Below are 19891 nucleotides of genomic sequence, written 5' to 3'. Positions count from 1 at the left end.
TTGCTTGTTTTCTAGTTTAAGCCGCCGGATTTCTTCCTGCTCCGGTGTCAGTTTCCCATTACCGCGGAATGCCTGACCATTAGTATCCGCCTGGCTCTCCCTGATCCATCGCCCAAGCATGTTAGCCCTGATTTCCAGGCTTCTGGCAGCTTCTGCTATCGTTAATCCCTGATCCAGTACCAAGCTGATTGCATCCAGCTTGAATTCCTTTGTATAGTGTTTCCTAGGCTCCATTTCATCCTCCAATTAAGACTATTTTCTCTTAACTGGAGTGTCCGGGTCTATTAGACCATATCAACTACCTATGTTTAATGGCGCTGCATTGATTAGGCGGCCCGTCATCAGCCTTCGTCAAATGCATTTTGTATCCATTCAATTTCCCGGTTTCCGGAAATCAGAATCGCATCAAAACGGCAGGGAAAATCTTCATCACACTTTGCCAGATAATGCCGAGCGGCGCGTGTCAGCTTGAGCTGCTTGGCAGGCGTGATGCTGGCAGCTGCACCACCAAAGAGTTGATTAACGCGCATTCTGACCTCAACAAATACTACCGTGTCGCCATCCTGCATGATGAGATCAATTTCACCAAACCGGCAGCGATAATTTTTTTCCAGCAGAGTTAGTTGTTGTTGTTGGAGAAAAATGGCGGCCTGTTGTTCGGCATCACTGCCTTTGTTTTCAGTGGATGACATAGGAGTACCTGTAACTTATTGGGGAATTATTCCGGGTTGCTTCAGTACGCTACACTTGCGGCTAAAGGTCCATTGGCATTTGCAAAGGCAATTTTTACTGATTTTTAGAAATTCCCTTTTATCTTTTCACCGGTTTGTACCCGCCACAGGTTGGCATACAGGCCATTATGTGTCAGGAGTGCTTCGTGCGTACCTGTTTCCACTACTTCCCCCTTGTCCAGCACATAAATGCAATGGGCGTTACGGATAGTGGAGAGGCGGTGAGCAATAACAATAGTAGTGCGGCCGATGGTAATTCGTTCCAGTGAGCGCTGAATGGCGGCTTCTGTTTCATTATCTACTGCTGAAGTAGCTTCATCGAGTACCAGCACTGGCGGATCCTTGAGCACGGCGCGTGCAATGGAGATGCGTTGCCGCTGGCCGCCGGAGAGTTTTTGTCCCCGTTCTCCCACGATGGTCTGATAATCATCCGGTAGTTCTATGATGAAATCATGTGCCTCGGCTGCCTTGGCGGCAGCGATCACGTCTTCCATGCTGGCGCCAAAAGAACCATAGGCGATGTTTTCATACACCGTGCCGTGGAACAGGTAAACATCCTGGCTGACCAGGCCGATTGATTTGCGCAGATCGTGCAGGCGTAAATCCCGGATGTTATGACCATCCAGCAGGATACGGCCTTGTTGTGGTTCATAGAAACGCAGCAGCAGCTTGACAATCGTGCTTTTGCCACTGCCGGTAGCGCCGATCAGTGCAATAGTCTCGCCAGCGGGGATAGTCAGAGAAAGATGATTTAACGTGGAAATACGCCGCTCATAATGGAAGCTGATGTCATCAAAAACAATTTTCCCGCCAATCTGTGCAGTAGTCAGGGTTTGCGGCCCATCAGTAATGGTGGGTTGAGCCTGGAGCAAATCCAGCACACGGTGGGTAGAAGCCATTGCCCGCTGGAACAAATCAAGTGTTTCTCCCAGGCGGGTGAGCGGCCACAGCAGGCGCTGGGTCATGAATACCAGAATACTGTATGCGCCAACATTGAGGTCTCCACCGGCAGCCATTAATCCCGCCGCCACTAGAATGGCACTGAAGCCCAGTGCAATCACCATACGGATGATTGGTACAAAAGCGGCGCTGAGGGCAATTGCATGCTGGTTTTTTTCCTGATAGACATGACTTTCACGCTCGATCCGGCGCAATTCGTGCTGCTCCGCCGTATAGCTTTTGATGGTGGCAATGCCGCTAAGATTATTGGACAGATAGCTGTTCAAAATGCTGACCTGCTCGCGGATAGCCATATAGCGCGGAGCAATCCGCTTCTGGAACAAATAAGAACCGGCCACGACGAACGGCATTGGTAATAACGCCATCCACGCCACACCAGGAGTCAGATAAATAAACATGCCGCCTACCGTAATCACAGTAGTTAGCAGCTGGATGAGATCATTTGCTCCGACATCCAGAAACCGCTCCAGCTGGTTGATGTCATCGTTCAGAATCGCCATCATTCCCCCGGTACTGCGTTCCTCAAAATAAGCCAGCTCCAGTTTCTGGATATGACTGTAGGCATCCAGACGCAAGGTATGCTGGATATCCTGTGCCAGATTGCGCCAACACAGCTTGAGCAGGTACTCCCAGATGGATTCAAATCCCCAGACGATCAACGTGAGGATGGCCAGTATCCACAGCTGGGCGGAGACATCCGGAAATCCCAGATGGGCGAAAATGGAAGTTTGCTGATTGACGACAATATCCACTGCCATACCGATCAGCACGGGTGGCGCCAGATCAAACAGCTTATTGAGAATCGAATAAAGCGTGGCGAGCCAGATGCGGCCACGAAACAGATGGCCATAGCGCAGCAGACGAACCAGCGGGGCGGTTGTGTGATCAGGTGTCATATAAAATATCAGATTGGCTTGGATTTAAGCTGGTTAAACAGGCTGGAAGCTGGCTGACTGTAAATGGAAAAAGCAGAGGAACTGCCGTATAGTGCGATTACGCCCGTAGAAAATCATAGGAACAGACGTTTTATAACCAGAATATGCCAACTGCAGCAGGAGTATCTAAAGGAACATTATATGTGGTTGGCACACCCATCGGGAACTTGCGTGATATTTCCCTGCGTGCGCTGGAGGTACTATCTGCTGTCGATTGCATCGCAGCCGAGCATGTCCAGAGCGCACAAAAACTGCTGGCAGCGCATACTGTACACATCGCTGTGCACAACAACACTACACATACTCGAATCACGCCGTTGCATCAGCATAACGAAGGTAACGCAGCGCAAAAAATCATTGAGCTGTTGATATCTGGTCAATCCGTCGCTCTGATTTCTGATGCAGGCACCCCGGCTATCTCTGATCCAGGTGCTTTGCTGGTGCAACAGGTGCGTGCGCGAAATTTTCCGGTAGTGCCGATTCCCGGTGCCAATGCGGCGCTGTGCGCCTTGTCTGCTTCCGGGTTGATTGCCCCACACTTCTTCTTTTATGGATTTTTACCAGCCAAAAGTGGGGAGCGTCAGCGCAAATTGGCGTCTCTCAAGACGTTGTACGCTTGCATTCCGGTTTTTTATGAAGCGCCACACCGCGTACTCGAATGTGTTGCAGATATGGTTGCCGTATTCGGCCCAACCCGTGAAATCACATTTGCCCGTGAACTTACCAAGATTTTCGAGACGATTCACACCTGCATGCTGGGCGAGGCCCTGGATTGGCTACGAGCAGATGAAAATCGGCTGCGAGGTGAATTCGTTTTGCTGCTAGCGCCGGAGGAAGAGCCAGATCAGGAAGATATCAGCCTGCAAGCCGTGCATACACTGGCCATTCTGCAAAGAGATCTGCCTCTGAAACAGGCCGTGCAACTGGCTGCAGAAATTACCGGAGAGAGCAGGAAAAAACTGTATACCCGGGCGCTGCTGGAACAAAAGACAGGGATGTGACAAATCCAGCCAGATTTGGAAATTTTTACTGCTGTGGAGTTCTAGAGGAGAATTTGTGTTTGTTTATTGATTTGTGAGGAAAACCGGATTGAACGATATGACAAACAAGCTGACGTTTACCCGCCCGGATGACTGGCATTTGCATCTGCGTGATGGCAAGGCTATGCAGTCAGTCCTACCTGATACTGCTCGGCGTTTTGCGCGCGCCATGATCATGCCGAATCTCAAACTGCCCGTGGTAACGACTGAACAGGCGGCTGCCTATCATGCCCGTATCTTGTCTGCCTTGCCACAGGAATTGGTAGGCCAGTTCGAGCCGCTAATGACACTATACCTGACCGATACCACTACACCTGAAGAAATTAGTCGAGCAAAGGCGAGCGGGATTGTACAGGCAGTTAAGCTGTATCCGGCCGGGGCGACCACACATTCCGATGCTGGTGTTACTGATATTGACCGCTGTAAGGCCACACTGGCGATGATGGAGAAGCTTGATATGCCTTTGCTTGTGCATGGAGAAGTGGTTGATCCTGCAGTGGATATTTTTGATCGTGAAAAAATTTTTATAGATCGGGTGCTGATCCCACTTTTACAGCGTTTCCCAGGGTTGAGGGTGGTATTTGAACATATCACCACTCGAGAGGCGGTTGAGTTTGTGCAGTCGATTTCCAACCGGATTGCTGCCACGATTACCGCGCATCATCTAATGCTGAACCGCAACGCTTTATTTACAGGTGGTTTACAACCACATCATTACTGCCTGCCGGTGCTAAAGCGGGAAATTCATCGCCAGGCGCTGGTAGCAGCAGCAACCAGCGGTCATTCTCGTTTCTTTCTCGGTACTGACAGTGCGCCACACCCACTAAAAGATAAGGAATCAGCCTGTGGTTGTGCGGGTATTTACAGCGCCCACGCAGCGATTGAATTTTATGCTGAAATATTTGAGCAGGCTGGAAGGCTTGATCGGCTAGAGGCATTCGCCAGTTTCTACGGCCCTGATTTTTATGGCTTGCCGCGCAACACGGATCAAATTTCATTAAGCAAAGAAAGCTGGCAAATACCTGGAGAGGTCGAGTTTGGTGGAGACAGGTTAGTGCCACTTAGGGCAGGAGAACAGGTCTGCTGGAGGTTATGATGGAGAGTGGATTTATTTTGATTCATCAGATAAGTGCGAATATACTGTATGGATGATTATTGTGATTGGTTCCTGAATCAAGCAACCTGAACAATCCGCTCTGCTGCTGTTTTAATGCGCATTTGATCGCCTATTGAACCTACCTTTTTGGAAAAGAGCAGGTGATTTTGTTTCTGCAACTAGACGATTTGCCAGATTATATGCAGGAACTATATTTTTCCTGCGGATTACTTTTTCCGTCAGCAATAAACGGAGGTGTTGAAATGTTCTTTCTAAAAGATGATCTGGTTGTAAAACGAATTTTTACGATCAGCATGACGCTGTCTATGGCCTTGTTTATCTTGCCAGCTTACGCTGCTGAAGAGGCTGTAGAGAGAGATCTCGGAAATAGTGGTCAGTGGTCAAGCGGTGAAAACGTTTATGCCAAGGTGTGTGGTTATTGTCATGACACCGGGATTGGCCCTTCTATCAAAGGCCGGCAATTACCGCCCGAGTATATTACCCATGTCGTGCGGCACGGGTTTCGAGCTATGCCTGCTTTTCCTGAGCCGTATATTAGCAACGAAGATTTGAAATCCCTCGGGCAATATATTCAACAAACCACTCCTGAAAAAAAGTGAGGGTAATTCCATGGATATCCAGCGTCGCCTACTACTCAAGGGTATCGTTCTGAGCGGTGTTTCAGGTTGTCTTGGATGGGCAAATCCAAGCGTTGCTCTGGCCGCCGCTACTAACCGCGCCCAATCTGCCAAGTTTTTCAACCCGGAAACGACTCTACTGCTGGTAAACGGGGAGACAGAACATTCAGCTTTTCTGCAGGGTGCCTGGATTGCTGGTGGTGCCAATATGGAAGTACATGACATCAACATAGAACGGGATTTTCTGCTGCTGTTGCAGCGCCGCATTAAGGAAATGTCGACAGAAGGGTGTGTTATCACTGGTTTGGTGGATGATGCCAGTGGCACACTTATTATTGATCTGGCTCGTTCCACAGGCGCTTGTATGCGCTGGCTGGGACAGCATACGGTGGAGCCAGAACAATCCCGCCATCTGTTGTACAGCAGCAGGGTTGCTGGTGATCAAGGTGGATTGTTCGGGCATCAGCTTGCTTTACGTGGCTTCAGCTGTATCCATGGAAGCCATCGAAAGAGAGAAGAACAAGTATTAGAACCCATTTTGTACACACGTGAAGGGGTTCGGGAAGATGCTCAGTGGAGCACAGATCTTGGATTTGCGCTGACTGGTGATGATCTGGTTGATTTTTCGGAGGCTCCACAGATTAACAGCGGGTCGGTAGCGCCGCTGAATGGACACTTCGTTTCCTTTGCCTTTAAGATTCAAGGAGTTTCAATATGAATGAGCAAAACCATGATGTGTTGCCTCGTGGTGTTTCCCAGCAGGAATTTCAGAAAGCTATTGAAGCATTCCAAAAATTGTTGGGTGATAAAAATGTATTGACCAGACCAGAACAGCTCATTGCCTACACAAAAATCATGATGCCGGTAGATGATGCCGAGCATGCGCCATCAGCTACTTTGGTCGCAACGACTGTGAAACAAGTTCAAGAGGTTGTCAAAATCTGCAACACATACAAGATCCCAATCTGGACCATTTCTACTGGTCGCAATTTCGGTTATGGCTCTGCTGCACCACACCATCGTGGCCAGGTGATACTTGATCTCAAAAAAATGAATAAAATCATTCATGTTGATCCAGAACTATGCACTGCGCTGGTCGAGCCTGGGGTGACCTATGGGCAGTTATATGACTACCTTCAGGAAAATAATTTGCCTCTGATGTTGTCATTTTCCGCACCATCGGCGATTGCCGGGCCAGTTGGCAATACCATGGATCGTGGTGTCGGCTATACGCCGTACGGTGAGCATTTTATGATGCAGTGTGGTATGGAATTGGTATTAGCTAACGGTGAAGTACTGAGAACTGGTATGGGGGGTGTCAAGGGGGATAACAGCTGGCAGGTATTCAAGTGGGGCTACGGCCCGACTCTGGATGGCATGTTTACCCAAGCCAATTATGGCATTTGTACCAAGATGGGCTTCTGGCTGATGCCTAGGCCCCCAGTAATCAAGCCATTCGAGATCAGGTACGAACATGAATCCGATATTGCTGATATTGTTGAACTACTGCGTCCATTGCGGATTACCCAGGTCATTCCAAACTCGGTGGTAATTGCTAATGTTTTGTGGGAGGCGGGAAGTGCCAACGTACGTCGCTCCGAATACATGACCGGGCGTGGAGCGACACCGGATTCAGTACTCAAGCAGATTCAGCATGATAAAAATCTGGGTGCCTGGAACGTTTATGCCGCATTGTACGGCACTCAGGAACAGGTTGACGTTAACTGGAAGATCGTCACCGAAACAATTAAAAAATCAGGTAAGGGCACGATCATTACTCAGGAGGAAGCAGGCGATACTCAGCCGTTCAAGTATCGTGCCGAGCTGATGTCCGGTGTGCCTAATCTGCAGGAATTCGGATTGTACAACTGGCGTGGAGGTGGCGGCTCCATGTGGTTTGCACCGGTTAGCCAGGCCCGTGGCAATGAATGTGACAAACAGAAGACGCTGGCCAAAAAAATCCTCAACAAACACGGTTTGGATTACGTGGGTGAATTCATTGTCGGTTGGCGCGATATGCATCATGTCATCGATGTGCTGTACGATCGCACCAGTAGGGAAGAAACCGAATCTGCTTATCGGTGTTTTCATGAACTGATCAATGAATTCGAAAAAGAGGGATATGCCGTCTACCGCGTCAATACTGCCTTTATGGAGCGTGTCGCACAAAGCTATGGTCCAGTAAAGCGTCGGGTCGAACACGCAATTAAACGAGCGCTCGATCCAAATAATATCTTGGCGCCGGGTAAATCTGGAATCGATCTCGATACTTTCGAAGAATGATGATTGCTGCCGCGCGGATTGCAATCTACGAAACAGGTGAAGCTGTTTTTTTGATCAGAGTGAACAGTAGTCGTATGAAAGAGATACGCAGGTTGTTTCTATTGTATATGCAGGCGGTAAGTATTGAGAAGGATATGGATTACGTAAGGTTTCTTACAGGTATTTGATTCCACATCATGTCAAGATAAAATTGGAGTATGACCAAGGCCACATTTTCGTTTATTTGTCTGGTTCTATCGATATTTTCCTACTGTTATCTGCGAGTATTCTGAACGATTTTGTGGCACTTTCTTCCGCCATGCTGGTAATCATCCATGGCATTTGGGGTGGCAAGCGGAAGGAGATACGTCAAGCGTGTTGTTTGCGAGCCCGCAGATAATCGATTGCTGCTTGCCTTGAGCCCTTGAAGCAGGGATTGACCTGGCGGCGTTGTAGTGAGCCGAGATACAGCGGGTCATAGTAATATCTCACCAGTTTTTCAATCCAGGTCTTGTTTGATTGAATTTCATTTCTGTTTACAAAGCTGGATCGGGCGTTTTCCAGATCCTGTGATACTTCCTGAAACCTAACTCCTCCCAGTTTTTTGCTGATTGCCTGCAAGGCACTTGCGTATTTGTCGAATAATAACAGCGCTTGTTGGCACAGTATTTCCTGAATTTCCGTAGCAGAAGACAATGGTTGTGTGTTGCGCCGAGCCTGCTGTGCTTGGCCGATAGGGGTAGCAACAATGTAATCTCCGAATATGTTATCTACCCTGGTATTCAATGGTTCATCCACCCAGATGATTTCAGAGCTGCGCATGTGTTCAAAGAAGCTGGCTGGTAAATATACCCTGCCGGTATGTCGGCTTTCGTCTTCCACAACGACTGGATCAAACAGATAGTTCTGTTTCAGTTTGAGCAAATTGACAGCCAACTGATTCTCAAAATCGATTTGTGTGGGCTGGGGGAGAGACATTCCTCCAAAAGCCGAGCCACGATGCCGGGCAAGGGCTTCGATGTCAAGTACCGGGTAACTGTTTCTGATCTCCTGGATTAGCTGGGTTTTGCCACTGCCCGTTGGTCCGGTAATGACCAGTAGCGTGTGGTTTTCACTGAACCGGTCAATTGTGTTGATCAAAAATTGGCGTGCCTGCTTATAACCACCGATGATCAATGGCCTGTCGACACCAGCATCTTTCAACCATTGCTGCGTGATCTGCGAGCGCTTTCCTCCTCGAAAGCAATACAGCACGGCTCGGGGATGTTGCCGGATAAAATCAAGCCATTGCTGCAGACGATCCTGTTTTGCCTGACCCGAAATCATCTCATGGCCAAGCATGACTGCTGCCTCGGAACCTTGCTGTTTGTAAGTAGTGCCGACCAGTGCACGTTCTTCGTTGTTGAGGATGGGCAGATTGACTGAGCCGGGCAGGGATCCCAGTATGAATTCAAGCGGTGCACGTACGTCAATCAGTGGCGTATCCGCTGTGAATAAAGCTGTTAGCTCATCGCTATCAATGTTTGGATTATTCAAATTGCACCGCTTTATCTTGACGAGGATGAACGGTTCCCACTATTGCTGCTGGCTTGAAGTATGTGCGCAGTGCCTGCAGCACGAGCTGGCTGGCTTCGGGCACCACGCTTAATAATAAACCACCACTGGTTTGCGGATCGTGAATTAGCAGTTTGTACAGCGCATCCAGTTTTGCATCGTCGATATGTGGCGTGGTGTACTCTGCATTGGTCCGGTGTGCTTTGGTCAGAAAACTATTTTTCAGACAGTAGAAAGCTTTGTCAAACCTGGGAAGATTACCAGTTGCAATGCTCAGGGTAACGTTGCTGGCGTTTGCTAGTTGCATGGCGTGGCCGGAAAAGCCGAAGCCGGTGATGTCGGTAGCGGCATGGATAGCTGCCAGCAAATCCGGTGATAGATAGTCGATGACGTTATTGATGGCCGCCATGCTTTCTAGCGCGTCCATGATGTCCTTCTCCTGCAATTGTTGCCGTTTTATTCCGGCTGTCAGGGTGCCTGTTCCCAGCGCCTTGGTCAAAACCAAATGATCTCCCGATTGTGCGTTGGCATTGGTCCATACCTGCTGCGGATTGACTAACCCGGTGACCGATAGGCCAAACTTCAAGGTGTCATCATCAATTGAATGGCCGCCGACAAAATTGGCACCTGCTTCAGCGATCTTATCGCTGGCACCTTGCAGGACATCAACGATGATGTGTTCGGATAAGGTGGCCAGCGGAAATGCCAGAATACCCATGGCGGTAACGGGCCTGCCACCCATGGCATACACATCGCTGATAGCATTGGCGGCAGCAATTTCACCAAACAGTCTTGGAGTATCAACAATCGGCGTGAAGAAATCCAGTGTTTGCACCAGAGCAGTTTGTTCATTGATTTTGTAGATGGCGGCATCGTCAAAATAGCGGCCATCCACCATCAACGCAGAGTGTGCAGCTGGAAATCTGACTTGCTGCAAAATCCGGTGTAATGTTGTGGCGGCAACCTTGGCGGCACACCCGCCTTTTTGTACCGTTTGTGTCAGTGCGATTTTTTCTGGATGCATAAATATTCAAAATAAAAAGTGTTCTGCTGTAACGAGTATCCAGTGAAATACTGGTTAGTGCCGAATTAAACGGGTTTTCAGGTTGTCAGCACAGCGATCTTCTGTCGCCAGTTTGAGGCAGTAGTATAATAATGTTATGGTTGTTAAGTTAGCCTGTCTTGATATTTTAGAGGACAGTAATATCTCTGCTTCAAAGACACTGTTTTTCCTCAGTTGATTAATAATTTTCCATGCCGCTTCTGACACTCGATAACGCCTGTTTAGCCTTTGGTCACCATGCTTTGCTCAATCAAGCCGTGTTGCAACTTGATCCGGGTGAACGGGTTGGATTGATCGGGCGCAACGGCACCGGTAAATCCAGTCTGTTGCGTGCGCTGGTAGGTGAGATCAAACTGGATGACGGGCAACTGTGGATGGCGCCTGGTGTAAACGTTGCTTATATCCCGCAGGAGCCGGTGCTAGATGAGAATGAATCAGTATTTGCAGAGGTTGCCCGAGGGCTTGGTACACTGGCACAGACCTTGCTAGATTATCATCAGGTATCTCATGCGCTGGGGGAGGAGGGAGCAGATACCGAGAAGCTGCTTGATCGTATGCAGCAGTTGCAGAGCGTGCTTGAATCCCAAAATGGCTGGAGTCTTCATCATAAGGTGGAAACGGCGATCAACCGACTTGATCTGCAGGAAGATACGATTGTAGGAACGTTATCGGGAGGAGGACGCAAGCGGGTGGCACTGGCGCGGGCGCTGGTTGTGTCACCGGATGTGCTGCTGCTGGATGAGCCAACTAACCACCTGGATTTTTCGTCGATAGAATGGCTTGAGGAAATGCTGCAGGGGTTTTCCGGCAGCGTGATATTCATTACTCATGACCGACGTTTTCTGGATAACGTAGCGACCCGCATCATTGAGCTGGATCGTGGGGAGCTGAAAAGTTTTCCCGGTAATTTTTCGGCATATCAGCAAAAGAAAGCTGAGCTGCTGGAAATCGAAGCGGTTCATAACCGGAAATTCGATAAGGCGCTGGATCAGGAGGAAATCTGGATACGTAAGGGAGTTCAAGCCAGACGGACGCGTAATGAAGGCCGAGTTAGAAGACTGGAAGCGCTGAGGTTGGAGCGTGCGGCCCGGCGGGACCGGATTGGGAATGTCAGTTTCCGGGTGGATGCAGGGCAGCATTCCGGGCAGCTGGTCGCGGAACTGGAACATGTGACCAAGCGCTACGGAGATAAAATGATTATTCGAGATTTCTCTTGTCGTATCATGCGGGGTGATCGTGTCGGGTTGCTTGGCCCTAATGGTTCCGGTAAGTCCACTTTGCTGAAACTAATACTAGGTGAGTTGCAACCAGATTCTGGGACGATACGACTGGGCACCAAGTTATCCATAGCCTATTTTGACCAACTGCGGGAGCAATTGGATGAAGATAAAACTTTGGTTGATTCCATCAGCCAGGGTTCAGAGTTTGTTGAAATTGATGGTGCGCGCAGGCATGTCATCAGTTACCTGGAGGATTTCCTGTTCCCACCGCAGCGTGCCCGCTCGCCCGTAAAATCTTTGTCTGGCGGTGAACGTAACCGGTTGTTGCTTGCTCGCTTATTTACACGCCCGGCTAATGTGCTGGTTCTGGATGAGCCGACCAATGATCTCGATATTGAGACACTTGAATTGCTGGAGGCCTTGTTGCAGGAATATAGCGGTACGCTTTTTCTGGTGAGCCACGATCGTGCCTTTATTGATAATGTGGTGACCCAGGCCATTGTGTTTGAAGGAGATGGGTATCTGCGTGAATATGCAGGCGGCTATCAGGAATGGTTGCAATCCAAATCAAATGTAAAAACGCCACAGCAGGAAAGTAGTGACTCTCTCAGATCGATAATCAAATCGCCCCAGGTGGTCAAAAAAGATAAATCACCTGGCCCTGCCGGATTAAGTTATCAGGAAACTAAAGAGCTGGAAGCATTGCCGGAGAAAATCGATATCCTTGAAAAAGAACAAATAATAGTTGGCCAGAAATTGAGTACCCCTGTTATTTATAAAAACAACCCTTATGATGCAATGGTATTGCAGGCGCGTGCGGCCGAGCTGGAAAAAGAGCTTGCGGCATACTATTCCCGCTGGGAGATGCTGGAAAACAAGCAGATCGTTGTGGAAACAATTTGTAAAAAGAAAGGGTAAAAAGTGCTGAAGAAATAATTTCCTTATACACAACAGGGACATAGCTACAACCTTCATTGACTAAACAACACCCATCGTTTAAAGTTCGCTTTTTTGAGAGGAGGATGCAAAAGTGAAAAAGGCAGCTGCCGTTAAACTACTTATCGCTTCTGGCATGATTCTGTCGTTTTCCGGCGTGGCAGATGCAGCTGGAAACACTGATTCAGTTAAGAGCAAGATCGCCATGTGCCAGGGCTGCCATGGTATTGAAGGATATCGCACCGCATATCCGTTTGTTTATCATGTACCGAAACTGGGCGGACAACACCTGCCTTACCTGGTTAAGGCGCTGAAAGATTACAGATCTGGAGAGCGTAACCACCCGACAATGGTTGGTATTGCAGGAACTCTTTCCGATGAGGATATTGATGCCTTGGCTGCTTATTACGCTGGCAATTGATCATTCTTCTTAATCCAAGGGATATAAATAACATGAAAAGCTATTTGGTGGCCGCTGTTAGCGGAGTAATATTTCTTCTGTCGGGGCAGCTGATCGCAGCAGATATTGATGCTGGCAAAAAGAAGGCTGAGGAAGTTTGTGCATCCTGTCATGGTGTGGATGGTAACAGTCCGGTGCCGATGTTCCCGAAAATTGGTGGCCAACCTAGAACCTATATCGTAAAAGCATTGAAAGATTATAAATCAGGCGCACGTAAAGACCCGGTGATGGCCGGAATGGCGGCTGCCCTGAGTGCAGATGATATCGAAAATCTGGCATTTTATTATTCCAGTCAATCAGGCCTGCAAGTTAAGAGATAGTACACCTCCGTATACCCCGTATACGGAGGCTGTGAGCGGAATGCATCCGATACCCCGAGGTGCATTTCGTTTTTTATTTGTTTCCGATCTGCTTATCCATGCATTCCAGATAAATACTGGCATCAGGGGATGATTGATTGCGCTGTGACTGCCAGAGCATTTCTGCAAGACAATCCATCGTGTGATGCATCGCCTCATGCTCGTCCCCTTGTAGCTTGATTTTCAATTGCTCGAAGCGCTGAAGGATACCGGTTGGCTGATTGATGGTAAGTTGCTCCCGGATGGCGATGTGCATACTCATATGTAGAAAGGGATTTATTTTGCCCTGCTCAGGTGGATAATCCTTGTCAAGATACCGTTCGGTATCCTGTAGTATGGAATGATATTCCGGGTGCTGTAGGATAACTTCCACTGCTATGGTTTCCATGCCGGATAGTGGTTCTCTTTGCTGGTATTTGTGCCACGTATCAAAGAATAGCTGCCGTGCCTGGTTTCTTGTTGGATTGAACATTACCGTAAATCCTGCAAAAATTCTGATAAGTGATGGTGGATTTGTCTTGATACCTGGTTATTCAACATAATAAAGCTGGCGAAGCTTTAATGACTGAGGTAATCGCCCCGGGGAAGGGCTGTTATTGTTCGGGATAAAATAACATGAAATATTGATAGCTCGTGAATTTTCTGACTTTATTGATCGAGCTACAATACAGCGTCCCTGCTTCCTGATAACGCAGTTATTCGTGGCAGATTTTTCTTTACGAATTTCTTGTGAGGTTGTATTTTGGCTAGACGCTATTGAGATTTACTTGGAGCTGAGATAACAGATAGCAGGTAAATGACTGACGAGAAGCTGTAGTCGGTTTTGTTGCAGCGCAAAGTAATACGCTTGAATACACCAAACCTTGCTCCAGTCCTGCAAGCGCTTGAAGAGATTGTGTTCCATTTGCCAAATGCGGCTGGTAAGTCGCGCCAGAGGCTGCCACAGTGCGTTATCCAGAAACAAGCTTCTACAAATTGACGATTGCTCGTGCCGCTGCGTCCTGGATCGTCTGCCTTGCCCAAATAATAGGATTCCATCCTTTGCCTACCTACTGTGTCTCTATTCATGCGTGAATTGAATCTCAGTAATCTATTGGAAATATATAGAAGAAGATACACAGAATTTAGCCCGATGGACAAATTCAGGATGAGACACAATCCGTATACATCAGGCACAGACTCTGACCTCGACGGTTATCTGGCGAGGATTGGAATCCAGTAGTTTTTGCATCTGCAAGTGCAGAAGGTATTAATCCTGAATTGGGGTATTTGAGGCCGATATTTATGTCGACGGGATCGATTGCTTTGATGTGTGCTTTAGATGTAACTCGTGATAACCTATTGGAAACATTGGTGTAAAATAAATTTCTGTTTTTATGGACTGTAATCCTTGCTATAATACAAATGTGTTTTGAAGGTGGGCTGGTTGGCCCATTTTTTATTTGTGGTGAGGCTATGTCATTGTTTGAGCTGCTCGAACCAACGATTGCTGGTATGGGGTATGAGCTTGTTGATATTGAACAATCTGCTCCAGGCAGATTGTTGCGGGTGTTTGTGGATAAAAAGGATGGGGCGATAACGCTTGCTGATTGCGTTGCTGTCAGCAATCATTTAGGTCAGCTGCTGGCTGTAGAAAATATTGATTACAACCGGCTTGAGGTTTCATCACCGGGCTTGGATAGGCCTTTGAAGAAAAGAGCTGATTTTGTCCGTTTTGTGGGGGAATCTATCCGGATTAGGTTGCGAATTGCTTTACAAGGGCAAAGAAATTTTGTGGGGACACTGACCGAAGTGGGGGATGATGCCCTGATGTTGAATGTTGACGGAAAGTTGTTGCAGTTTGAATTGAAAAATCTGGAAAAGGCCCGGCTGATTCCAAAATTGTAATTCGGGTAAATCTGTCGATGGATGTAAGGTTGAAAAATAGGGCTGGAGGAATATGAGCCGCGAGATTTTACTGTTGGTCAATGCTTTGGCGCATGAGAAGAATGTGGATAAAAACATTGTTTTTACCGCACTCGAAATGGCTCTGGCTTCTGCTGCCAAGAAGCATGCCCGGGATGATATTGATGTACGTGTCTCTATCGACCGAGATACGGGTGAATTTCAATGCTTTCGCAGATGGTTGATTGTTGCCGATGATGTAGTGGAGCATCCTGAACGGCAAATTGCACTGGTTGAGGCTGTAAAGCAGAATCCGCAATCCGTTCCGGGTGAATATACGGAAGAGCTAATGGAGGATGTTACATTTGACCGGATCGGGGCACAGGCCGCGAAGCAGGTTATCTTTCAGAAAATACGAGATGCCGAACGCGAACAGAATTTGAATGATTTTCTTGAGCGCGGGGAGTATCTAGTAAGTGGTGTGATCAAGCGTATGGATCGCGGGAATGCGATCATTGAATTCGGCAAGATCGAAGCAGTTTTGCCGCGTGATCAAATGATCTCGCATGAGAATCTGAGAATGGGGGATCGCGTTCGCGCTTATCTGCTCAAAATTGATCGTGCTGTCAGAGGACCACAACTGGTGTTATCCAGAACTTCAGCAGATTTTCTGGTCAAATTGTTCGAACTTGAGGTGCCGGAGATAGAGGAGGGTATTCTGGAAATCAGGGCGGCAGCTAGAGATCCGGGTTCCAGGGCAAAAATCGCGGTTAAATCAAATGATGCGCGTGTTGACCCAATTGGTACTTGTGTTGGCATGCGTGGTTCTAGGGTACAGGCGGTTACCGGTGAGCTGGCGGGTGAGCGGGTGGATATTATTCAATGGTCAGATGATCAGGCTACATTTGTCGTGAATGCGCTGGCGCCTGCTGTGATTAGCAGTATAGTAATGGATGAAGATAAGCATAGTATGGATGTTGTAGTGGATGAGGAAAATCTGGCTCAGGCTATCGGGCGAGGCGGGCAGAATGTTCGGCTGGCATCAGAGTTGACGGGCTGGCAGCTCAATATCATGACAGTGGAAGAATCTCACGAAAAGAGTGAGGAGGAAGCTGCTTCCATCTGTGAATTATTTATGGAAAAGCTTGATGTGGATGAAGAGGTCGGGCGTATCCTGGTAGATGAGGGTTTTTCTACACTGGAAGAAATTGCGTATATTCCAATTGAAGAAATGCTGGAAATCCAGGAATTTGATCATGAGACAATTGAAGAGTTACGTAATCGTGCCCGCAATGTTTTGTTGACGGCTGCGATTGTAACAGAAGAAAAAATCGGACATGCGTCTGAAGCATTACTTGCGTTGGAAGGAATGGATATTGATCTTGTGCGTGAGTTGGCTGCTAAAGGGATCAGCACTCAGGAAGAGCTTGCTGATCTGGCGGCGGATGATCTGGTCGAGTTGACGGGTGTGGATCTTGATCGGGCAAGCAAAATTATTATTAAGGCACGCGAACCCTGGTTTACTTGAATTTCGATATAAAGCGGACAAATCCCGTATCTGTTTCCGGAGCGGGATATGAGTTGGTTAAGGAAATATTGATTTTGTTTTTTATGATTTTTGTTGGATTTGGGGTAAAGGGTTGCTGATGACTCAAATGACTGTAGAGCAATTTGCACATGATCTGGGTATGCTGCCCAATTTGTTGCTGGAACAACTTCAAGCTGCCGGAGTTGCTAAACGTTCCGCAGCAGATTTTGTGACAGAGCAGGATAAGACGCAGCTTCTTGATTATCTGCGCAAATCACATGGTAGTAGTGGATCAAGAACCAAGATCACTCTGGCGCGTAGGCAAACAACAGAGATAAGGCAATCAGATAGTGCGGGAAGACCTAGAACTATCGAGGTCAAGGTCAGAAAAAAACGGGTGTTGACTACCAAACAGGATGAATCTGATGCGGCTGGCAAAAGAGCAGCTGAAGATGTCTCTCTGAGAACAGCTGAAGCACCGGAAGCGCCGGAAGCTGTTCCGGTAAAATCTGTACTTGATGCTGAACAAATCGCTTTGCGTGCTGAAGAAGCCAGAAAAAGATCGGAATTAATGGCGCGCCAGGCTGCGGAACTGAAAGAGAAACAGGAAAAACGAAGACAGCAAGTAACAGCTCAGACTGAGGTGAAAAAAGAATCCACCCAGGTTCAAGAGCCTGGGTCGGAAACGGCGGCTGTGTCAGGATCTGTAGCTGCAACTCAACCAGAATCTACTGAAACAGCTGCTGTAACTCCCTCTGCTACGATTACAGTAACTACTCAAACGACTCCGGCGGCCAAGGAACGTGCTCCGCAGAAGCCAGCTGTAAAACCGGAAGAAAAGGGCGAGAAGAAAAAGAAACAGGCCAGACAGCAGGAAGCATGGAAGGATGAGCCAGTTAAGCGTCGTGAATCAAAAGCACGTGGAGATGTATCTGGTGGGCAGGAATGGCGCATGCGCAAAGATAAACACGGCAGGAGCAGGTCGGATGAGTCGCAATCCCAGCATGCATTTTCAGCGCCAACTGAGCCGGTTGTGCATGAGGTATTGATCCCTGAAACGATTTCGGTTGCTGTACTGGCACAAAAAATGGCGGTCAAGGCAGCCGAAGTTATCAAGGTATTGATGAAAATGGGCAACATGGTGACAATCAATCAAATGCTGGATCAGGATACAGCTATGATTGTTGTTGAAGAGATGGGGCATGTAGCCAAGATCGCTGCACCGGATAACCCGGAAGCCTTCTTGGAAGAAGTTGATTTATCTCCTGACGAAGCCAGGATGGAGTCGCGTGCCCCGGTAGTGACGGTGATGGGACACGTTGATCATGGCAAAACCTCATTGCTGGACTATATTCGCAGAACGCGTGTTGCGGGTGGAGAGGCCGGCGGTATTACGCAACATATCGGGGCCTATCACGTCAAAACCTCGCGTGGCGTAGTTACCTTTCTGGATACCCCAGGGCATGAGGCGTTTACGGCCATGCGTGCCCGTGGTGCCAAAATTACCGATATAGTCATATTGGTAGTGGCAGCTGATGATGGTGTGATGCCGCAGACGATTGAGGCAGTTCATCACGCCAAGGCAGCAAGTATACCCATTGTTGTGGCTGTTAATAAAATGGACAAGCCAGAAGCCAATCTTGAACGTATTAAACAAGAGCTCGTCAATCATGGCGTTGTGCCTGAAGATTGGGGAGGGGATGCCATGTTTATTGGTGTTTCAGCAAAAACTGGTCAGGGAATTGATGAGTTGCTGGAAGCTGTTTTATTGCAGGCAGAGGTGCTGGAGCTGAAGGCTGTGCGGGATGCGCCGGCGAAAGGAGTGATTATTGAATCACGTTTGGACAAGGGCCGTGGCCCGGTTGCAACAGTTCTGGTACAGTCCGGAACTTTGAGACGAGGTGACGTTGTCCTTACTGGAGCTGTATTCGGTAAGATCAGAGCAATGCTGGATGAGCGAGGCAAATCCGTCAGTGAAGCGGGCACCTCGATTCCTGTTGAGATTCAGGGATTGTCTGAAGTTGCTGCGGCGGGTGAAGTGTTTATAGCACTTAGTGATGAACGCAAAGCCAGGGAAATTGCTCTTTTCCGCCAAGGTAAATTCCGCGATGTCCGACTGGACAAACTTCATGTGGCAAAAATGGAAGATGTATTCGGCCATCAGGAGGACATCAGTACACTTAATCTGATTATTAAGGCCGATGTGCAGGGATCATGCGAGGCACTGGCTTACGCATTGAAGAAGCTGGAAACCGATGAGGTGAAGATCAATATCGTGCATAGCGGGGTCGGAGCAATTATTGAATCTGATATTAATCTGGCTCTTGCGTCCAAAGCAGTTGTCATCGGGTTCAACTGTCGTGCTGACCTGGGGGCACGCAAGCTGATTGCTTCAACCGGGGTGGATGTGCGCTATTACAACATCATCTATGAAGCAGTTGATGAAGTTAAAAAGGCCTTGTCGGGAATGATGACGCCAGATCGCAAGGAAAAAATCCTGGGTTTGGTCGATATTCGCGAGATTTACCGGATATCCAAAGTTGGTGTCGTGGCTGGTTGTTATGTGCTTGAAGGATTAATTCGACGCGATGCGCCGGTAAGAGTACTGCGTGACGGTGTTGTTATACATAGTGGCAGTCTGGATTCTCTGAAGCGATTCAAGGATGATGTCAAGGAAGTTAAATCTGGTTTCGAATGCGGACTTTCATTGAAGAACTTTAATGACATTCAACAGGGTGATCAGATTGAAGTGTATGAGATCGTTGAAACCGCCCGTGTATTGTGATGCTGTACATCAGGCGCGATGAATAACTCGCCTGATTGAAGAGGAGGTAATCATGCCGAAGGATTTTTCCCGTACCTTACGAGTGGCTGACCAGGTTCAGCGTGAATTGGCTTCGTTGATCCAGAATGAAATAATGGATCCGCGAATCGGGATGATAACGTTAACCGGGGTGGAGGTGACGCGGGATTATACTTATGCCAAGGTTTTCTATACTACGCTGGGAGGTAATGAAAATGCTCAGCTTGCGGAGGAAGGATTGAAGCGGGCCGCAGGATTTCTGCGCAGTCAGCTGGCTGGTAAAATCAGGTTGAGAATTATTCCGAAGTTACAATTTGTTTATGATGAATCTATCGAGCGCGGAATAAAACTCTCCAGATTGATCGATGAGGCTGTAGGTAAAACCTGATCCTGATTGGTGATATCTACAGAATTGGCGTTTT

The 19891-nt window shown here is 48.1% G+C and carries 18 protein-coding genes and 1 pseudogene; 12 read left to right on the top strand and 7 right to left on the bottom strand.

Annotation, left to right across the window (positions count from 1 at the left end; genetic code table 11):
* The 3 genes from ABF86_RS06475 to ABF86_RS06465 form a co-directional block, all read right to left on the bottom strand.
* Positions 1–234 (bottom strand): transposase (locus ABF86_RS06475; RefSeq protein WP_160803495.1); only part of this gene is annotated, 234 nt, incomplete at its 3' end.
* A gap of 107 nt (positions 235–341) precedes the next feature.
* Positions 342–692, bottom strand: a complete 351-nt coding sequence (locus ABF86_RS06470) for a YraN family protein (protein ID WP_074685142.1) — start codon at positions 690–692, stop codon at positions 342–344.
* Between the two features lie 104 nt (positions 693–796).
* Positions 797–2587: an ABC transporter ATP-binding protein gene (locus ABF86_RS06465; protein ID WP_011634709.1), complete on the bottom strand. Its 1791-nt coding sequence runs from the start codon at positions 2585–2587 to the stop codon at positions 797–799.
* A 143-nt stretch (positions 2588–2730) separates the two neighbouring features.
* Between ABF86_RS06465 and rsmI the strand changes: the two genes are divergently transcribed.
* The 5 genes from rsmI to ABF86_RS06440 all read left to right on the top strand — a co-directional run bounded on the left by rsmI (position 2731) and on the right by ABF86_RS06440 (position 7683).
* Positions 2731–3627: a 16S rRNA (cytidine(1402)-2'-O)-methyltransferase gene (gene rsmI, locus ABF86_RS06460; protein WP_074685140.1), complete on the top strand. Its 897-nt coding sequence runs from the start codon at positions 2731–2733 to the stop codon at positions 3625–3627.
* 97 nt (positions 3628–3724) lie between these two features.
* Positions 3725–4762: a dihydroorotase gene (gene pyrC, locus ABF86_RS06455; RefSeq protein ID WP_074685138.1), complete on the top strand. Its 1038-nt coding sequence runs from the start codon at positions 3725–3727 to the stop codon at positions 4760–4762.
* Positions 4763–4923: 161 nt separating this feature from the next.
* Positions 4924–5382 (top strand): cytochrome c, encoded by a 459-nt coding sequence (locus ABF86_RS06450; protein WP_204987572.1) that lies wholly within the window; start codon positions 4924–4926, stop codon positions 5380–5382.
* 10 nt (positions 5383–5392) lie between these two features.
* On the top strand, positions 5393–6118 hold the full coding sequence (locus ABF86_RS06445) for a hypothetical protein (protein ID WP_011634705.1): 726 nt from the start codon (positions 5393–5395) through the stop codon (positions 6116–6118).
* Positions 6115–7683 carry an FAD-binding oxidoreductase gene (locus ABF86_RS06440; protein ID WP_011634704.1) on the top strand — a complete coding sequence of 523 codons (1569 nt, stop codon included), beginning with the start codon at positions 6115–6117 and terminating at the stop codon, positions 7681–7683. Before ABF86_RS06445 ends, ABF86_RS06440 begins: the two co-directional genes overlap by 4 nt.
* Positions 7684–8031: 348 nt before the next feature.
* On the opposite strand, the gene mnmH is transcribed toward ABF86_RS06440, so the two are convergent.
* Both mnmH and selD read right to left on the bottom strand, forming a co-directional pair.
* Positions 8032–9198, bottom strand: coding sequence for a tRNA 2-selenouridine(34) synthase MnmH (mnmH, locus tag ABF86_RS06435; protein WP_074685136.1), 1167 nt, complete (start codon positions 9196–9198; stop codon positions 8032–8034).
* Positions 9191–10240, bottom strand: a complete 1050-nt coding sequence (gene selD, locus ABF86_RS06430) for a selenide, water dikinase SelD (protein WP_011634702.1) — start codon at positions 10238–10240, stop codon at positions 9191–9193. The genes mnmH and selD overlap by 8 nt, the downstream gene beginning before the upstream one ends.
* A gap of 230 nt (positions 10241–10470) precedes the next feature.
* Between selD and ABF86_RS06425 the strand changes: the two genes are divergently transcribed.
* From ABF86_RS06425 to ABF86_RS06415, 3 genes are all read left to right on the top strand, one after another.
* A complete protein-coding gene (locus ABF86_RS06425) occupies positions 10471–12417 on the top strand; it encodes an ATP-binding cassette domain-containing protein (RefSeq protein WP_074685134.1) in 1947 nt (648 codons plus the stop codon).
* A gap of 154 nt (positions 12418–12571) precedes the next feature.
* Positions 12572–12856 (top strand): cytochrome c, encoded by a 285-nt coding sequence (locus tag ABF86_RS06420; RefSeq protein WP_049753159.1) that lies wholly within the window; start codon positions 12572–12574, stop codon positions 12854–12856.
* 32 nt (positions 12857–12888) lie between these two features.
* Positions 12889–13215 carry a cytochrome c gene (locus tag ABF86_RS06415; protein ID WP_011634699.1) on the top strand — a complete coding sequence of 109 codons (327 nt, stop codon included), beginning with the start codon at positions 12889–12891 and terminating at the stop codon, positions 13213–13215.
* Positions 13216–13288: 73 nt separating this feature from the next.
* On the opposite strand, the gene ABF86_RS06410 is transcribed toward ABF86_RS06415, so the two are convergent.
* The gene (locus ABF86_RS06410; protein WP_011634698.1) at positions 13289–13726 is read right to left on the bottom strand and encodes a DUF1841 family protein; all 438 of its coding nucleotides are present in this window, start codon (positions 13724–13726) and stop codon (positions 13289–13291) included.
* Between the two features lie 281 nt (positions 13727–14007).
* Positions 14008–14274: pseudogene (locus tag ABF86_RS13085) on the bottom strand (transposase); the annotation flags it as partial.
* Between the two features lie 435 nt (positions 14275–14709).
* Here ABF86_RS13085 and rimP point away from each other — a divergent pair.
* The 4 genes from rimP to rbfA all read left to right on the top strand — a co-directional run bounded on the left by rimP (position 14710) and on the right by rbfA (position 19857).
* On the top strand, positions 14710–15141 hold the full coding sequence (gene rimP, locus ABF86_RS06400; RefSeq protein WP_041353794.1) for a ribosome maturation factor RimP: 432 nt from the start codon (positions 14710–14712) through the stop codon (positions 15139–15141).
* A 52-nt stretch (positions 15142–15193) separates the two neighbouring features.
* Positions 15194–16666, top strand: a complete 1473-nt coding sequence (gene nusA / locus ABF86_RS06395) for a transcription termination factor NusA (RefSeq protein ID WP_011634696.1) — start codon at positions 15194–15196, stop codon at positions 16664–16666.
* A gap of 118 nt (positions 16667–16784) precedes the next feature.
* Positions 16785–19451 carry a translation initiation factor IF-2 gene (gene infB, locus ABF86_RS06390; RefSeq protein WP_074685130.1) on the top strand — a complete coding sequence of 889 codons (2667 nt, stop codon included), beginning with the start codon at positions 16785–16787 and terminating at the stop codon, positions 19449–19451.
* 52 nt (positions 19452–19503) lie between these two features.
* Positions 19504–19857 (top strand): 30S ribosome-binding factor RbfA, encoded by a 354-nt coding sequence (rbfA, locus tag ABF86_RS06385; RefSeq protein WP_011634694.1) that lies wholly within the window; start codon positions 19504–19506, stop codon positions 19855–19857.
* Positions 19858–19891 lie beyond the last annotated feature (34 nt).

The organism is Nitrosomonas sp. GH22, from assembly GCF_009833115.1.
Lineage (GTDB): Bacteria > Pseudomonadota > Gammaproteobacteria > Burkholderiales > Nitrosomonadaceae > Nitrosomonas > Nitrosomonas eutropha.
The sequence above is the reverse complement of the archived record's forward strand: the minus strand, read 5'-3'. Positions and strand labels throughout refer to the sequence as shown.

Excerpts from the sequence above, each read along its gene's own strand:
- ABF86_RS06415 (WP_011634699.1), top strand. The coding sequence starts at position 12,889 with ATGAAAAGCTATTTGGTGGCCGCTGTTAGCGGAGTAATATTTCTTCTG.
- ABF86_RS06425 (WP_074685134.1), top strand. The coding sequence starts at position 10,471 with ATGCCGCTTCTGACACTCGATAACGCCTGTTTAGCCTTTGGTCACCAT.
- ABF86_RS06445 (WP_011634705.1), top strand. The coding sequence starts at position 5,393 with ATGGATATCCAGCGTCGCCTACTACTCAAGGGTATCGTTCTGAGCGGT.
- ABF86_RS06420 (WP_049753159.1), top strand. The coding sequence starts at position 12,572 with ATGATTCTGTCGTTTTCCGGCGTGGCAGATGCAGCTGGAAACACTGAT.
- rbfA (WP_011634694.1), top strand. The coding sequence starts at position 19,504 with ATGCCGAAGGATTTTTCCCGTACCTTACGAGTGGCTGACCAGGTTCAG.
- rimP (WP_041353794.1), top strand. The coding sequence starts at position 14,710 with ATGTCATTGTTTGAGCTGCTCGAACCAACGATTGCTGGTATGGGGTAT.
- ABF86_RS06465 (WP_011634709.1), bottom strand. The coding sequence starts at position 2,587 with ATGACACCTGATCACACAACCGCCCCGCTGGTTCGTCTGCTGCGCTAT.
- selD (WP_011634702.1), bottom strand. The coding sequence starts at position 10,240 with ATGCATCCAGAAAAAATCGCACTGACACAAACGGTACAAAAAGGCGGG.
- ABF86_RS06440 (WP_011634704.1), top strand. The coding sequence starts at position 6,115 with ATGAATGAGCAAAACCATGATGTGTTGCCTCGTGGTGTTTCCCAGCAG.
- nusA (WP_011634696.1), top strand. The coding sequence starts at position 15,194 with ATGAGCCGCGAGATTTTACTGTTGGTCAATGCTTTGGCGCATGAGAAG.
- pyrC (WP_074685138.1), top strand. The coding sequence starts at position 3,725 with ATGACAAACAAGCTGACGTTTACCCGCCCGGATGACTGGCATTTGCAT.
- ABF86_RS06470 (WP_074685142.1), bottom strand. The coding sequence starts at position 692 with ATGTCATCCACTGAAAACAAAGGCAGTGATGCCGAACAACAGGCCGCC.
- ABF86_RS06410 (WP_011634698.1), bottom strand. The coding sequence starts at position 13,726 with ATGTTCAATCCAACAAGAAACCAGGCACGGCAGCTATTCTTTGATACG.
- rsmI (WP_074685140.1), top strand. The coding sequence starts at position 2,731 with ATGCCAACTGCAGCAGGAGTATCTAAAGGAACATTATATGTGGTTGGC.
- infB (WP_074685130.1), top strand. The coding sequence starts at position 16,785 with ATGACTCAAATGACTGTAGAGCAATTTGCACATGATCTGGGTATGCTG.